This window comes from Photorhabdus asymbiotica (genome assembly GCF_003634575.1).
In the GTDB taxonomy this organism is placed as follows: domain Bacteria; phylum Pseudomonadota; class Gammaproteobacteria; order Enterobacterales; family Enterobacteriaceae; genus Photorhabdus; species Photorhabdus asymbiotica.
In genome coordinates, this window is the sequence record NZ_RBLJ01000001.1 from 287003 (window position 1) to 304028 (window position 17026).

Annotated in this window: 9 protein-coding genes and 1 other annotated feature; of the genes, 6 read left to right on the forward strand and 3 right to left on the reverse strand. The window is 39.3% G+C overall.

What is annotated here, in order from left to right; translation table 11 throughout:
• Positions 1-120: 120 nt before the first annotated feature.
• From BDD30_RS01145 to BDD30_RS01155, 3 genes are all read right to left on the reverse strand, one after another.
• On the reverse strand, positions 121-4212 hold the full coding sequence (locus BDD30_RS01145; protein ID WP_015834195.1) for a Tc toxin subunit A-related protein: 4092 nt from the start codon (positions 4210-4212) through the stop codon (positions 121-123).
• Positions 4205-7756: a Tc toxin subunit A gene (locus tag BDD30_RS01150; RefSeq protein ID WP_015834194.1), complete on the reverse strand. Its 3552-nt coding sequence runs from the start codon at positions 7754-7756 to the stop codon at positions 4205-4207. Before BDD30_RS01150 ends, BDD30_RS01145 begins: the two co-directional genes overlap by 8 nt.
• Positions 7757-7838: 82 nt before the next feature.
• Positions 7839-9473 (reverse strand): glycoside hydrolase family 18 protein, encoded by a 1635-nt coding sequence (locus BDD30_RS01155; protein WP_041381830.1) that lies wholly within the window; start codon positions 9471-9473, stop codon positions 7839-7841.
• 860 nt (positions 9474-10333) lie between these two features.
• Positions 10334-10433 (forward strand) — a sequence feature (Trp leader region).
• A 27-nt stretch (positions 10434-10460) separates the two neighbouring features.
• On the opposite strand from BDD30_RS01155, the gene BDD30_RS01165 reads away from it, so the two are divergent.
• The 6 genes from BDD30_RS01165 to trpA are packed head-to-tail and all read left to right on the forward strand — an operon-like array spanning position 10461 to position 17022.
• Positions 10461-12029, forward strand: coding sequence for an anthranilate synthase component 1 (locus BDD30_RS01165; protein WP_015834192.1), 1569 nt, complete (start codon positions 10461-10463; stop codon positions 12027-12029).
• Positions 12029-12607, forward strand: coding sequence for a glutamine amidotransferase-related protein (locus tag BDD30_RS01170; RefSeq protein WP_015834191.1), 579 nt, complete (start codon positions 12029-12031; stop codon positions 12605-12607). Before BDD30_RS01165 ends, BDD30_RS01170 begins: the two co-directional genes overlap by 1 nt.
• Positions 12608-12620: 13 nt before the next feature.
• Positions 12621-13619 carry an anthranilate phosphoribosyltransferase gene (gene trpD, locus BDD30_RS01175; protein ID WP_015834190.1) on the forward strand — a complete coding sequence of 333 codons (999 nt, stop codon included), beginning with the start codon at positions 12621-12623 and terminating at the stop codon, positions 13617-13619.
• A 2-nt stretch (positions 13620-13621) separates the two neighbouring features.
• On the forward strand, positions 13622-14983 hold the full coding sequence (gene trpCF, locus BDD30_RS01180; protein WP_015834189.1) for a bifunctional indole-3-glycerol-phosphate synthase TrpC/phosphoribosylanthranilate isomerase TrpF: 1362 nt from the start codon (positions 13622-13624) through the stop codon (positions 14981-14983).
• A 42-nt stretch (positions 14984-15025) separates the two neighbouring features.
• Positions 15026-16216: a tryptophan synthase subunit beta gene (trpB, locus tag BDD30_RS01185; RefSeq protein WP_015834188.1), complete on the forward strand. Its 1191-nt coding sequence runs from the start codon at positions 15026-15028 to the stop codon at positions 16214-16216.
• Positions 16216-17022 carry a tryptophan synthase subunit alpha gene (gene trpA, locus BDD30_RS01190; protein ID WP_015834187.1) on the forward strand — a complete coding sequence of 269 codons (807 nt, stop codon included), beginning with the start codon at positions 16216-16218 and terminating at the stop codon, positions 17020-17022. Before trpB ends, trpA begins: the two co-directional genes overlap by 1 nt.
• Positions 17023-17026: the final 4 nt, after the last annotated feature.

Genomic DNA, 17026 nt, shown 5'->3' on the forward strand with positions numbered 1-17026 from the left:
CTCCAATGCGATTTATATTTAGCCTCCCTATCAGTAAAAGAGGCTAATTTAAATGTTAAAGATAACGAGTCAAAACTTTAAATTCAGATGACTAATTGATTTAATTCCTAATTCCCGCCATTATGCATCCAAGTTTTCCTTTCTTAATAATTCCTTAACAGCCATACCAAATGATGCTGATCCTTCTTTCGCTGTATAGCGAATATGAAGAATAACATCTGTCAGGCTCTCTAAATCCTGAGATGTATTGGTAAATTGGAAGTTCCAACTCGATCCTACCCCAACCCCCTCAAAAGGTAAGAAACGTTCATCATCGAAATTCAGTGTGAACATCCCACTATCATTAATACCGGTAGATAAAACGATTTGTTGGTTAGGCTGTATGCTGCGGACAGTATAAGGGGTTTCTGCACGAACACCTTCTTTCAGCATTTTTTCAACGGTTTTAAGATCGGCTTTTGTTGTATAACTACTCACACCCGACAAACTTAATTTGGCACAGATATCTTCATAAGGCCCAATTAACATAGGCAACGTAACTGAAACCGATTTAATCCGCCGATTAAACAAACCTGGATAATCCCCCCCAAATTGCTTTAATTCATCCAGATTAAAAGTAATGGGATTATGCGATTTCAAGGTCTGAAGTTTTGTCTCCCACTCTTCACCCAATAAAGATTTAAGTGAGATCGTTTTGATAATTTCTAATCTACGTGAATTTTGCTCAACATAAACACGCTCCATACGTTGCAGAGCCAATTTCAGATTTTCGCCGACTAACAGCCCTTGGTAGAAATCGTTCCAACTCCCACCGTCAACAAAATTTTGCTCATCCAAACCAAGCTCATATTGTAAGGAGGCTTGCGCAGACAAACATAATGATGAAACAGCATCATAAGCCTGCAAATAAAGACTTGAAATCTGGCTAATCATCCAAGTATATAAACTTTCATTAGTAAAACGGCTGGAAAAATAAGCCAACAGTGCCTGAGATTGTTGTTGTTGAGCTTCAACCTGTGCCAAGCGCTTACGTGCTGCACTGACCTGCAGCTGTTGAATATCGATTTGTTGCTCAATAGACTTAACTTCCCATTCAGCTTGCTTATATTGCAGTTCCCACTCCTGACGGCGACGGCGATAAGATTCAGAAACACTGAGGCTTTCAGCCTTGGTATTATCAGACTGGTATTTCAAAGTCGCTATTTCAGCAACTGCATTCAAAGCCGCCCCCCAGCGCGAACCACCAACAGCCAATCCATAAATATTGGGAACTAAATCCAGTGCCGCCGCCGCCGTCCTTGATACCTGTGACGCTAACAATGCAGAAGATGCCTGCGATTGCAGTTCAATTACCTGCTGTTCGGTTGACGAAATATTTTCATCATAAAGGCTTTTATAATGCTCATACCGTTCCTGGGCAGACTGTTTGCTAACTTGAAGAGCATCAAGGCTGGCTTGATTAATATTGATATCCTGCTGCTGAAGGTCAACAGCAAAACGGTAAAGATCATTGTTCTGAATCATCTGGAATGACTCAAAACTCAGATTGTCTTTACGCTCCAACAGGCTTAACAACGTGCTACCAAATTGAATCAAAGTCTCAACACCGGATTTTGCTCGCGCCAACATAGGTTCAAAACGATAATTTGGCACTCTGAAATTCATTCGGCTGGCATTTCTGGCCGTAACGACTCGTTGGTAACGCTGATTCATTAACCCACGAGGAGAAATTTTTGAATCATAAAGATCCATAGAAATTTCTTTACCGTCTAGCGTTAAATTATGTCGTAAATTATAAATCCGACTTTCTATTCTGTCCCACAGGGCCGTCAATTCTTCATTAATAGGTTTCATGAAGATGTCATTATCAAGCGCACTGATCGTTTTATCATGAGTCACTGGAACATAAGGCAAAGGCTCGCTTATCATCTCCAAGCCACGTATAACACTATTTTTCTTATATGACGCATCATCAAGCATTATTGGTTGCCAAAAACTTGCTAACTGAAGATCAGGACGCGCTCCCAACAGCGAATTTGCCGTTGCATAGCTTAAACGTGCCAATGTTCTTGCCGTAGGCTGTAGCTTCCGGTATTCCATATCGCCTTGGTCAATAATGTTTTTAACGTAAAAATTAAAAATAGCCTTGCGATAATGAATAGGTTCGCTGGCAGAAATTGCATCAGGATCAGCCGGTTTTATCAGACTACGTAATTCTTTTGGTGCATCAATTATCGGACGGCTATTCCAATAACGCGGTTTATCTTGTGTTAAAGCGGGTTCATCATGACTTTCAAAAGGATTAAAAATAAATTTAATCCAACGGCTGGCTTCCTCATAACGCTGCTCCACATTAAAGCGCCAGGCCACCATAAATGGCATATGAAAAAATAATTCCCAGAAATAAATACCATTTGCACCTTTAAGGTCGATTGGTTTTGAATCGCTACCTGTAATAGGTTCTTCATGAATATTTTGGGTTTCCCAGCTAAGAACTTTATCCAGTTTCTGATTCGCCTTACTAATTAGCTCCTTTGCAAAAAGGGTATTTAAACGAATCGCCTTATCAGAATACCAACTTCCTGATTGTTCCTTTTTTTGTTTTTCTTTAGGAAATTGCAAGTACTGAGTTTGTTTGGTTTGTTTGATTTGAATTTTATCACGAACCAGCTTACCTATACTTAATTTGGTCTTAATTCTACCCGCAACATCTGTTCCAGTTTCTGATGGCAAACTAAAACCAGTAACAACCGTCACATCACTCCTATCACACCGATTCAATGTAACACTTAACTTTGGATCATAATCTTCCGGGGTAAGCAATTTATAATTCAACCAACAGCGTTCACCATGACTATCCTCCAGCCAAATACAATATAGGATATTCTTACTTCTGCTGAAATCATATTGAAACGTTGAAGTGGATGTAAGATACATATTTAATGACCCTTCAACATAAGAAGCATCCAATTTAAAATCGTCTATCTTACCCAAACTACCTTCAAATGTTGGCGGTTCAGCGATCGGCCACTGCATATTATTATTAACCGGGTAAAGAACCAGTTGTTTATATTCCTCTGGTCCACCATTCAAAGGCTCCCGGAAATAAAACCAGACTAAAGCGGCCCCATATGAATCAAGATCGGACAGGCTTGAGTTGGATTTAGGCAAATCAGTTGCCGCCATTAACAGATTGTCACAAACATAAGCGAAGACTTCATCATAATCATATGGCTTGCCTTGATCCGTCCCTTGCAAACGAACGAATGCAATCAGTGCTAAACGTTCAACGTCTCCTGTACGATCAAGAATCGCAATCAACTCTTGCATGGGATGATCAAGTAAATCTTCTCGGACCGTCGTGCCGGTACTCCAGGTACCATCAAATGCCAAATGGGCCAAATTAAGTTTGGTACGATATTTAATGCTATTATCTTTATCTTGTTTTTCTTCAGAAACTTCAAACCAACTAATATATAATCGACTATTCAGAATAATTGGACGAATAATACCGTTACGCGCATTTTCTAAAGGAACATTAATCAGCTTCCACTCACTCCAAGCGGTAGGATACAGTTCATCAGTTTGACCATTACGTTGTTTCGTATCGACAATCCGCCAAAAATAACGATATGGCTGAGTGCGAGTCTTAGCAATGAAATAGATTTTATCATTAGCAATATCAATACCATCTTCGTAGCCAGCAATAACTTCTAAATTACTGACCTCTTCAAAGTTATTCAGATATCCCAATATTGCTTTCTGAGCAACATCATCCGTAAGCTTGCCTTGATTTAATGCACTTTCAAGTTGGAAGAAGAATTCCGTTTTTGTTAAACGTAATGTAGGATCAACATAGACTTCTGGATAAATAGCTAATTGTTGATTTGCGGACCAATAACCATAACGATTAGCAAATTCCTGCCAATTATCTGCATCTTCCTGAGTCATAGATAAACCTGACTCTAAATTCAAAACAATGCGGTTAATATATTGTTGTACCGACTGGGTAACATGTGCAACACGAGCTGTCTTTACTTTAGAAGAAACCTGAGTGTCTAATAACAGAAAATCATATAAATCATCAACATTTTTAATTTTCTCACTCTGGGATTGAAAATCTGTATCATGCGGAACAATCTGACCAAGATAATAATCAACTAATGCATCACGCAAGTTTTCTTGTAATTTTGCTTCAATTGAATTAGACATTCTCATTATCTCCTTGTGCTTCTAATGCAGCCATTACAGCTTCACCAATGCTTTGGAAAGATTCAAAATCTGAATTAACGACGAGTGCACCAGCACCTAATAAAGGCTCAACGGACAAATTAGTTTTTACAGAAAGTTGTTGTAATCGTCGTATCCAATCTATTTGAGATAAAGTCATGGCGCGTTTTTCCTTTAATCCGCCTCTATCACAAGCAAGATAAATTTCATCAGTATCCCAACCTAAAATTTCAGCCAGTAATTGCGCGCATTTATAACTATTATCACTCTCCTCTTTTTTTGATGAGGTTTCGCTATTAGCAAAAGTAAAATATTCCTGGATCTTATCTTCATTTTGTTCCGCATTGTCCAATAAATCTTGATAACGACTCAGTAGGAAAATTTCATCTAACGACAATGATATTATCGCATTTTTATTTATAGCTAAACCCAACCATTCAGGATTTGTCAGCCGCAATAATAGGAGATTATTATTTATGCCTAATGCGTTAATTAACTGAGTATACATTAACAAACTATAGGTGAGGTCCAGAAATTCTTCTTTAATATCCTCAATTTTTCCTGGAGAATTATCTAATATCATTTTTAGCATTGAATAAACACTACTTCCCAACCAACGAAGTTGTAGCGGGACAATATCTCTTGATACACCGTATTCACCCGCAATAGCGCTAGACAATAGATTTTCTTGTGCGGTTTTAACTTGTAAAATAATCTGCAAGATAATATTAATTTGATTATTATCTGCTTCTATCTTCTTCTCATTTAAAATATCTTCTATCTTTTTCCTCAGAGATTCTTCGTCTGTCTTCCCCCATGCCAATGGAATATCTTTGATTAACCCATTATTCCGATCAAAAACACCGTTTTCATCTGATAAAATCGTCCACCAATTTATATCATTTATTTCTTGCCGATTAAAATCGGATTCTTTTAAACACACATTATCGGTAAGACCGTCAGAAATACCTTTATAAAAAGTTAGCATTCCATTTGTTGGAACAACTGGAATCTGAGTTCGACCTAATAATAAGGAAAGCTTTATTGGTGTCAGTTTTGTTTTAGTCAACCAAGAAGTGAGAACTTCCATTTGAGCAATAATATTGAGAATATCATTTTTCTGGTCAGAATTTTCTCCAAGCGTCGGTATCTTAGCCAAATATGTACTTTCACCTGTTAGAATATCTGCCAGGATCAACCCATCTTCCGCCGAAAAACCAAATAATCGTGGAATAGTTACCAGTCGATAAAGTCTAGACGCCACATCAAGATTACGAATTAATTTACCAGCTGCCAATTTATCCGGAGAAAGTCCCAGCGCACCCTCAACCACAGGGGCAATAACTTGAAATGTGGATAAGGGAATTGATAATCCCGCACACAATTGTTTGACCGTTTTCGCACCATTACCCTGATTTTCCGTATAACTAAATTCACTGCCATCCAAAATCAAAGGCTGATCAAAAAGTTTAGACCGATTAAAAACTTGGTCAAAAAAAGGAATATTATTACTGATAGAGAATGGAGTAATCTGATAAATCCATCCAGCAAACATTTCTGGTAACACTTTATATTGTGTGCGCAAGTGCCGGAATAAACCCAATGCTCTTAACGTATTATCAGTAATAGCCAGTTCTGTATTTTTTGATTCAGCTTTTATTACTGAAGTTATTAATAAATCAAGTTGATGATAGGGTAATTCTAACCAACGCTGTAAGCGAATAAAACGATTCATACGATCATAACGAAAATTAGAAACTGCGCTTATTTCGCGTCCATAATCGGTTCTTACAATTCCTAGTGCGTCCAATTGCCCAGCATTTATATACACACCACCATAATGATAAGGGGCTGGAAAGTTTTCTAACGTTTGCCCACTAGTGTAGATAGGGTTAGAAAATACCACATTTGGCGAAACTAAAGGCCGAAAATCACCGCTACTTAACAGATGTTCGAGATTGGTTACTTTTGATCCTGTTTGTTGACCAAAAGATAGAATCTCTTTTAATTTCACACTTTCAGCCGCAGAAAGACCATAATTATCCTGGAAAAATTGTTCAGCTTCTGGCAACAATTTTGCTTGTTCAGTGCCTTGTTTAGCAATAGCAAAATGGTAAGTCATGGTCAGGAAATTAATGCCTGCAATATCTACCGATGTATTCGAACTCCCTTTTGGCATCGCCGCATAAACTGTCATTTCACCAAAGAAAGGACCATTATCCAAATTACCTATTGCACTATTATCACTTTCTACATAAGTTAACTTTAATTGCCGGCTAAATGGAGGTGAATTATCAAATGGTTCCATCCTCGCTTTTATGCGGTTATAAGTCAGAATATTTTCGCCCCGAAGTTTAACTTTAATTGTCTCCTTATCTTTATTTTCGCAGGTAATGATAATCTCATCATAGGCTTTGTCCACATTATCACTCAACAATGTTGGACCCATAATGTTTTCACCTGCACGAATAATATAAGCATGTTTTGAAATATCATGTTCAGGCAATATTTCCGTGGTACTTGTGCTTAAATAGCCCTTAATCAATTGCTCCCGCGACAGAAAATTTTGGGCAAACGGGCTTTTCTCTGTCAGTAAAATCATTTGTTCTTTACTCAATTGAGTATAAGCAAGCAAAATCTGGTCACGTTTCTCAGTTAAAATATGCCAGGGAAACTGTTGATCCACTTGCTGAATTAGCGTACCCAATTCAGTTTCTTTTTCAGCTAATCCTTTGTTTATTTGTTGAGAAGGTAGATTATAGGGTAATGTGAATGGGAAACGGGTTTCTCCCAATACCTGATTAACCGGTTTTGCTGCCTGGCCTGTCTGATCAATATATTTCCTGGCACTCTCCGACAAAACATCATTTACAATTGATATTGCGGTAATTTCTTTGTAAAGATTATCGCTATTGAGCATTAAATAAGGAATGTCTGCCCGCCTTTGCTCCAATCCTACTGCATTATTAGAACCATCTAGCTCTATTTGTTTTACAAATTTATAAAGATCAAGCAGATAATTTACTGGACTGTCAAGGGACTCAATTGCATCTGGCTGACAGAAATTATCCCAAGGCTCAGGAAATAAACTGCTGTAATCAGGTAATTTTTCTTCCTCATCAGTATTCTCATTGCTATAAGAAAAATATCTTGCCTGATGACTCGCTTTTTTTAATGTTGCTCCATCATAATCTCTCAATTGCTTTTGACGATAATTCTGCACCAATTGATTAGCCGCACTCATTGCTTTATCAAAAATCACCTCTGCGTAACCAGATAAAGACTCATTATGACGTTTAATAAATCGCTGCTTTGGCACTTCAATAATATCAAAAATCGAGTGATAACCTAGACGCTGAAGAGTATTTACTAATGTGACGGTAGAGTTATTATTTTTCTGTTCTGAGTTTAACAACATATAACCTGACCGCGGTTTTGACGATTTTACTTCTGCTGCCGCAGCCAATAATGGTGATACTTTTATTACATTCTGTTTTTCACTAGAAAGGCTTTTATATTTATCCATTGTATTATTCCAACCTAATTAATCGGAAACACTTGAATAGAACAGCTATAGATACTATAACCGCTTCAGATAGTGAGATTTTTTAAAAAAATAAATTCAATTTACATGCTTCACACTGTTTCTCTTTGGGTTTATCGTAAGAAGGGAGTTCACCTTCAAAATAAAATGGCTTCATTTCAATAACTTTTTTAATGACCTTACGACCTAATCCCTCATGAGCCGCGTTAGTTAACAGACCATTATCTTGATCACCACTCCAAATAAATAAACCACCCAAACCATTTTCTTTAACATAACGGCCCTTTTCTCTTACTGAGCGTGGCGTATCTAATGACATAAACACTTTCAGCTCTTTATTGTAAATATAATCAGCTTTAGCAATCTGATCATGAAAAACTTCAAAACCATTACGGCCTATTTGATTCTCATAATCAATATAATTATAAATAATATCCGTCCATTCAATTACGCTGTGTTCGAAACTCCCTACTGTGGATGTTCCATCAGTATATTTCCCAACAAGTTGTTCATTATCTTTACTCTCTAATTCCGCAGTTCTGGCATTACGTGTATAGCCAGAATAACCAATATAAATTAATTTTCTATCAACGCCTAAATCAATAAGATATTTAACTGCATCATCGACTGAATATTTAGAATATTCATCATCCTTATTGCGGTAAAGATTAGTATGATGAGAAAGTTTTCCATCGCCCAATGTAAAGAAATCATAAGTCATTAAGTTAATTTCATTGACACCCGCGGCGATCAATTCTGGAATATGTGCTGCTTCCATTTTTGCTTTATCAGCAGAAGCTGCAATACTAATTCCTTTTAAATTACTGATATTCGCATTCTTTAAATCCTTAATAAGCTCAATAAAATACTTATAATCATCTTTATCAAATTGATTACCTTCCCCCGCAGAACCGGGATATTCCCAATCAAGATCAAGATGAGTTAACATGTCGAATTTGCTGTATAAATCTTTAATCCCCTCAACAAACCGTTGGCGCAGTTTCTCATCACGGCAAACTTTATAAAAAGCACCACTCATTGACCAACCGCCAACGCTGACAGAAATCTCCAGATCCGGATTTTCTTCTTTGAGTAAACGTAATCCTCCTAATACCCCTTGTGCTTTATCTTGATGATATAAATCTACAGGATCACCCGCCCATTTAGTAAAACCACAATTAAGATAAGCTGCAACATCAGCCCAGGGATCAATTGGAATAGGTTTTCCTTCGTGATTCTCAAGAATATCTTGTTCATCTTTCCCCATTTTCCATCCATTTTCACCCGAAGCAGCGATAATAGTTGTTTTCTTCTCTCCGGGATCACCAATAATACCTGCAAAACTAAAAATAATTCTTTTAAACGGCTTTCCTTCCTTTTTATCACCTTTAAAGCGCATTAAATCAGCACCTCTGCCCCCCTTTATTTTAAAAGAATCATCATTTATCGGTGCTAAGCGTTCATCATAGATTGACCAATCAGATAAATAACAGAGAACGTTAAAATCATCCTTTTCCTCGTAAGTATTAAAGACCGTTTTAGCCAGTCTTGTCGGGGTATATGATAATGTGCTATCGGCTGTTTTAGGATCAAAACCGTTTAATCGATAAGTTTTTTGCGCCGCCCCCTCTCCCGCATCTTCATGTGGATCAGTTTCATATACCAATTGACTATCTGTTTTCGATTCATTTTTACTCATATCATACTCCACTAACAGTACACGTGTTTAAATATCAGAAAGTTAAATCATGGCAATCTATGCCAGAATAGGTAGAGTTCTATAAGTATTCAGATCAAAAAACCATTCCCATGGAATACCCACAACGTATTGAATATAAAGAATTAAATAGTTTAACTACATAAGAAAATGAATTTTAAATAACACAATATGTTAGAGCCTTGAATACTACTTCTCACAGTAATATCTGTTAAACCTCTTTTTTTCATATACAGAAATAAAAATTAATTATCTATTCCCCTCTTTTGCCTATTGACTAAAGAAAAAGCTAACTCATCATGCTGCTTAACTCAGATTTACTTCAGATAAATTCTGCTTTTCGGGAAATAAAATTTATATATATGATATTATTAAATATGCGCCATATACCCTTCATCTTTCAAGTTGCTGCTTTGTTGGCTGCGTTCACTCACCCCAGTCACATAGTTATCTATGCTCCTGGGGATTCGTTCACTTGCCGTCGCGCTGCAACTCGAAATCTATTGGGTATAGTTATATTTTTAAAATAACAATGTCAGTTATTTGTAACAGTAAAACAATAATTTTATAAAAATTAATACAATTGAATACTTCCTATTACCTACTATTTACCTACTATGATAAGTATTCGTACATAACATCAAACCACCGGAATAAGAGTTAGGATTCTGATAGCCAATTACCCTCACCCAACGAGCCGACAATAATATAATAATATTTTTTCATCCCTCCCTCTTGACATATCATGATCGATCCAGTTTACTAGTACGCAAGTTAAGACGAGGTTGTCTTATATACCCAATACTAAAGAGGCACTGAAAATGACTGTATTTATGATGTCTATCCGTTGGTGGCACAACTTCCCATGCAGGGCGGTATGGTCACGCACATAAATCAACAGTGCCAAACAACCAAAACCCGCTACAAGGCGGGTTTTTTGTATGCGTAATTCATTATCAGGACAAAGAAATGACGGATAAACAACCAGAACTCATCATCATTGAGCAGGAAACTGCTTATCAACCCGATCCAGCGCTACTATTCAATCAACTCTGCGGTGAGCGCCCAGCAACGTTATTACTGGAATCTGCGGAAATTAATAGTAAAAAAAGCCTGAAAAGCCTACTCATCATCGATAGTGCCTTGCGGGTCAGTGCCAACGGTAATACGGTCACTTTTGATGCTCTGACAGAAAATGGCCGAAATTTATTACCTTTTCTCGCCAAAAAATTTACCAAAAACGTTCAAACCGAAATTAAACACAATTCTCTTCAACTGATTTTCCCTAAGACTAACCACGCTATGATGGATGAAGATAATCGACTGAAAGTTATATCAGTATTTGATGCATTACGTGCCCTACTTTCTCTGATGGAAGTGCCACAACAATACAACGCAGAAGCGGTATTCGTTGGCGGTCTTTTTTCTTACGATCTGGTGGCCGGATTTGAACCGTTACCAAAAGTAAAAACGGTCCAGCGCTGTCCTGATTTTTGCTTTTATTTGGCAGAAACTTTACTGGTGATCGACCACCAAAATAAAAATACTCGTCTGCAAATCAGTCTTTTTAGTGATTCTCTAGAAGAAAATCAACGCCTTAAACAACGCTTGAAAACACTGACAGAACTGCTTACCGAACCCGCTCAACCCATAAAACAAATCGCTGTACCTGCAATGAAAGTTTCGTGCAATCAGGATGACAAAACATATGCAGAAATAGTCGCACGATTACAACAAGCTATCCATCAAGGAGATATTTTTCAGGTAGTTCCATCGCGACGCTTTTCTCTACCATGTCCTGCACCACTTAATGCTTACCAAAAACTTAAATATCGTAATCCAAGCCCTTACCTGTTTTTCATGCAGGACAAAGACTTTTGCCTGTTTGGTGCCTCTCCTGAAAGCGCACTTAAATATGATGCATCCAACCGCCAGATTGAAATTTATCCTATCGCTGGCACACGTCCCCGTGGACGCAATGCTGCCGGAGAATTAGATGCAGATCTGGACTGCCGGACAGAACTCGAGATGCGTACAGATCACAAAGAATTAGCGGAGCATTTGATGTTAGTTGATTTAGCTCGCAATGATTTGGCCCGTATTTGTGAACCTGGTAGCCGCTATGTCGCCGACCTGACAAAAGTAGATCGCTATTCTTTTGTTATGCATATGGTTTCCCGCGTCGTGGGAACACTACGCCATGATCTGGATATTTTTCATGCTTATCAAGCTTGTATGAATATGGGAACGCTCACCGGTGCACCGAAAGTACGAGCTATGCAACTGATTGCCGATTATGAAAATGAGCGTCGCGGCAGCTATGGCGGCGCAGTCGGCTATTTCACCAGCAAAGGTGATATGGATACTTGCATCGTTATCCGCTCTGCCTACGTGGAAGATGGCATAGCTACCGTGCAAGCTGGCGCTGGTGTAGTACTGGATTCGGTACCTTTAGCAGAAGCTGAAGAGACTCGTAATAAAGCAAGAGCCGTCATTCGTGCAATTGCTGAAGCTCATCAAGCCGAGGAGATTTTCTAATGGCCAATATTCTTCTGCTCGATAACGTGGATTCATTCACCTATAACCTCGTCGATCAATTACGCAGCAATAATCATCAGGTTGTTATCTATCGTAATACCGTTGCCACCGAAATCATTATGGAACAGTTCAGAATACTGCCATCTCCGTTACTAATGCTTTCACCAGGACCTGGTAAACCATCCGATGCGGGCTGCATGCCTCAGTTACTTCAGCAAATAATCGGCAAAATTCCAGTGATTGGCATCTGTCTTGGACATCAGGCAATTATTGAAGCATATGGCGGAGAGATTTGCGCCGCTGATGAAATCCTACACGGCAAAACCTCTCTGGCAGAACATGATAATCAGGCCATGTTTACTAATCTGGAAAATCCTTTGCCCGTTGCCCGTTATCACTCCCTGATGGGTAGCAGAATTCCATCTGAATTGACCATTTCAGCCCGTTGTGGCAACACCATTATGGCTGTTCGCCACGACAAACATAAGGTTTGTGGATTTCAGTTCCATCCAGAATCTATTCTTACAACACATGGGGCCAGATTACTTGAACAAACTCTGACCTGGGCGCTGAATTAAAAGAGGGATGAAAATGCAGCCTATTTTTGACAAATTATTCAGTGCACAGATACTGACACAACAAGAAAGCAAACAACTATTTTCCGCTATAATCCAAGGAAAATTAAGCGAATCACAACTCGCCGCTGTACTTATCAGCATGAAATTACGGGGTGAACAGCCACAAGAAATTGCAGGTGCCGCTCAAGCATTATTAGAAAATGCCCTGCCATTTCCACGGCCAGACTATATTTTTTGCGATATTGTTGGAACAGGTGGTGACGGTACGAACAGTATCAATATATCGACAGCCAGTGCATTTGTCGCAGCAGCTTGTGATCTCAAAGTTGCCAAGCATGGCAACCGCAGTGTTTCCAGCCGTTCAGGTTCATCTGATTTGCTGGCCGCATTTGGTATAGCACTTGATGTCAGTGCAGAATGTGCACGCACTGCTCTGGATGAAATCGGCGTCTGTTTTCTGTTTGCTCCGCAATATCACATTGGATTCCGCCACGCGATGCCGGTACGTCAGCAACTAAAAACCCGGACCTTATTCAATGTATTAGGTCCTCTGATTAACCCAGCACGCCCGCCGTTGGCATTAATTGGTGTTTACCACCCCGAACTGGTTGCACCTATTGCCCGCACCTTGCAAGTTCTGGGTTATCAACGAGCAGCCGTTGTTCACAGTGGTGGAATGGATGAAGTTGCCCTACATGCACCCACAAAAGTGGCGGAACTTAACGGTGACGAAATCACCTGTTACCAATTAAATGCTGAAGATTTTGGTTTACAAAATCATCCAATGGATGCATTAAAAGGAGGTTCACCGGAAGATAACCGCGAAATGCTCAGTCTATTGTTACAGGGTCGAGGTCAGAAAGCACATGCTGATGCCGTTGCCGCTAACGTTGCCCTGTTGATGAAAATTCATGGACAGGAAAATTTACGTCATAACACACAACAAGCTCTTGAAACTATCCATAGTGGCCGAGCTTATGAACGAGTCACTGCACTCGCAGCAAGGAGTTAACAATGCAAGCCACCGTTTTACAGAAAATTGTTAATGATAAAGCCGAATATCTTATTGAACGTAAGCAACAACAACCGCTGAAAAGTTTTATTGATTCCATTGCCACCAGCAACCGTAGTTTTTATCGGGCGCTGAGCAATGAACAGACTGTTTTTATTTTAGAATGCAAAAAAGCTTCTCCTTCAAAAGGGCTTATTCGCCAAGATTTTGATCCAATCCAAATAGCAAAAACTTATCATCCTTATGCTGCCGCCATCTCCGTATTAACTGATGAAAAATATTTTCAGGGTAGCTACGATTACCTTCGACTGGTGAGTGATGCTGTTTCTCAACCAGTATTGTGCAAAGATTTTATTATCGATCCTTATCAAATTTATCTCGCTCGTTATTATCAGGCAGATGCGGTTTTACTGATGCTTTCCATCCTTGATGATGAACAATATATTACGCTGTCTGAACTTGCGCACAGCCTGAATATGGGCGTACTGACTGAAGTCAGCTCTGAAGAAGAACGTTGTAGAGCTATTACACTAAAAGCCAAAGTAATTGGTATCAATAATCGTGATCTGAGAGATCTTTCTATCGATTTAAACCGTACCAAACAACTTGCACCACAGTTACCGGCAGGAACCATTGTTATCAGCGAGTCAGGCATCCACCAGCATCAACAAATTCGTGAACTTAGCCACTTTGCCAATGGTTTTCTGATTGGTAGTGCTTTGATGGCCCAACCCAATCTAGATTTAGCATTACGTCAACTCATTCTAGGTGAAAATAAAGTCTGTGGGTTAACTCGTCCACAAGATGCTAAAGCTGCATTACAGGCGGGTGCTATTTATGGTGGTTTGATATTTGCTGAACATTCACCTCGTAAGATTAATATCCAACAAGCCCAACAAATCATCAATGCAGCAAACCTCAAATATGTAGGGGTATTTCAAAATCAATCATCGGCATTCATCAGTCATACCGCCCATACCCTTTCTCTGGCAGCAGTACAATTGCATGGTGCTGAAGGCGAAATTTATATTCAAGAACTCCGAAAAATATTGCCTGAAAATTGCCAAATATGGAAAGCAATTGATATGTCAAAAGGCACATTCCACACCAAAACAGAAAATATTGATCGTTATTTACTTGATAATGGCAAAGGTGGAACGGGTAAAAGTTTCGATTGGCAATTACTTGAAAAAAAATCACTCGACAATGTCATGCTAGCCGGTGGATTAAATGAAGAAAATTGCCAGCAAGCAGCAAAATATGGCTGTCTCGGACTTGATTTTAACTCCGGTGTCGAAAGCTCGCCCGGTATCAAAAGCAGTCATAAATTGAATAAAGTTTTTCAACGTTTGCGCTGTTACTAAGTAGCAACAATTTTCTGATTAATTACATGGACAAATAGAATAATGAGTAAACTAAACCCCTATTTTGGCGATTTCGGCGGACAATTTGTGCCGCAGATCCTTATTCCAGCTCTTAATCAATTAGAAGCAGCATTTATTGCTGCTCAACAAGATCCTGACTTCCAACAAGAGTTTCAGAACCTCCTGAAAAACTATGCGGGCAGACCCACTGCATTAACTTTATGCCGTAATCTGACCAAAGGTACTAAAACCCGCCTTTATCTGAAACGTGAAGATTTATTACATGGCGGCGCTCATAAAACCAATCAAGTACTTGGCCAAGCGTTACTGGCCAAACGTATGGGTAAAGATGAAATTATTGCAGAAACCGGTGCCGGCCAGCATGGCGTAGCAACCGCCCTTGCCTGCGCACTTTTAAATATGAAATGCCGTATTTATATGGGGGCTAAAGATGTGGAGCGCCAATCCCCTAATGTCTTCCGCATGCGTCTGATGGGAGCCAAGGTTATCCCGGTTTACAGCGGCTCTGCAACTCTGAAAGATGCCTGTAATGAAGCACTGCGCGACTGGTCTGGTAGCTATGACAAGGCTCACTATTTATTAGGTACTGCCGCAGGCCCGCATCCCTATCCCACGATGGTTAGGGAGTTCCAACGTATGATTGGTGAAGAAGCTAAGTCCCAAATCTTAGCAAAAGAGGGACGTTTGCCCGATGCCGTGTTGGCCTGTGTTGGTGGTGGTTCAAATGCCATTGGCATGTTTGCGGAATTTATTCCAGAAACCTCAGTACAGCTGATTGGTGTTGAACCCGCCGGACACGGTATTGAAACAGGTAAACATGGCGCCCCGCTGAAACATGGCAAGCTAGGTATCTATTTTGGTATGAAATCACCAATGATGCAGACAAATGAAGGCCAAATTGAAGAATCTTATTCTATTTCAGCAGGCTTGGATTTCCCTTCAGTGGGTCCTCAACATGCTTATTTAAATAGTATCGGGCGAGCTGACTATGTTTCTATTACTGACGATGAAGCATTAGAAGCATTCAAAACGCTTTCTCGCGAGGAAGGCATTATTCCAGCTCTCGAATCCTCACATGCACTGGCTTATGCTTTGAAAATGATCCATCAAGCTCCAGATAAAGAACAATTATTAATCGTTAATTTATCCGGCCGTGGTGATAAAGACATATTTACTGTTCATGATATTTTAAAATCAAGGGGGGAAATCTAATGGAACGTTACAAGCAACTATTTAAAAAGCTGGAAAACCTTAAACAAGGTGCTTTTATCCCCTTTGTCACACTAGGCGATCCAAATCCGGAATTATCGCTGAAAATTATTGATACACTCATTGCAAGTGGCGCTGATGCACTTGAATTGGGGATTCCTTTTTCTGATCCGCTGGCTGATGGCCCGACAATTCAAAATGCCAATCTACGTGCTTTTTCCTCAAATGTCACCCCAACCCTTTGTTTTGAACTACTCTCCAAGATTCGAGCGAAATACCCTGATATTCCAATTGGTTTATTAATGTACGCAAATCTGGTTTTTCATAATGGGATAGATGCGTTTTATCAACGCTGCAAAGATGCAGATATCGACTCTGTATTAGTTGCAGATGTTCCTATATCAGAATCACGGCCATTCCGTACCGCAGCGATAAAACATGGAATCGCACCTATTCTTATTTGCCCACCCAATGCAGAAGATGAATTATTACGTGAAATCGCTTCCCATAGCAGAGGATATACCTATCTATTATCCAGGCCTGGGGTTACCGGTACAGAAAGACGCGCCGAACAGCCTTTAAATCATTTGGTCAATAAGTTGAGAGAATATCACGCTGCCCCCCCATTACAAGGATTTGGTATTTCAGAGCCTGAGCAGGTAAAAGAAGCACTAGCAAACGGAGCGGCTGGAGTCATTTCTGGATCTGCAATAGTCAAAATTATTGAAGAATATCTTTCTCAGCCAGAAATAATGCAGAAAAAACTGACTGAATTTGTCTCAAAAATGAAATCTGCAACTCAAGTTTAGAGAA

Excerpts from the sequence above, each read along its gene's own strand:
- BDD30_RS01155 (WP_041381830.1), bottom strand. The coding sequence starts at position 9,473 with ATGAGTAAAAATGAATCGAAAACAGATAGTCAATTGGTATATGAAACT.
- trpA (WP_015834187.1), top strand. The coding sequence starts at position 16,216 with ATGGAACGTTACAAGCAACTATTTAAAAAGCTGGAAAACCTTAAACAA.
- BDD30_RS01170 (WP_015834191.1), top strand. The coding sequence starts at position 12,029 with ATGGCCAATATTCTTCTGCTCGATAACGTGGATTCATTCACCTATAAC.
- BDD30_RS01165 (WP_015834192.1), top strand. The coding sequence starts at position 10,461 with ATGACGGATAAACAACCAGAACTCATCATCATTGAGCAGGAAACTGCT.
- trpD (WP_015834190.1), top strand. The coding sequence starts at position 12,621 with ATGCAGCCTATTTTTGACAAATTATTCAGTGCACAGATACTGACACAA.
- trpB (WP_015834188.1), top strand. The coding sequence starts at position 15,026 with ATGAGTAAACTAAACCCCTATTTTGGCGATTTCGGCGGACAATTTGTG.
- BDD30_RS01150 (WP_015834194.1), bottom strand. The coding sequence starts at position 7,756 with ATGGATAAATATAAAAGCCTTTCTAGTGAAAAACAGAATGTAATAAAA.
- BDD30_RS01145 (WP_015834195.1), bottom strand. The coding sequence starts at position 4,212 with ATGTCTAATTCAATTGAAGCAAAATTACAAGAAAACTTGCGTGATGCA.
- trpCF (WP_015834189.1), top strand. The coding sequence starts at position 13,622 with ATGCAAGCCACCGTTTTACAGAAAATTGTTAATGATAAAGCCGAATAT.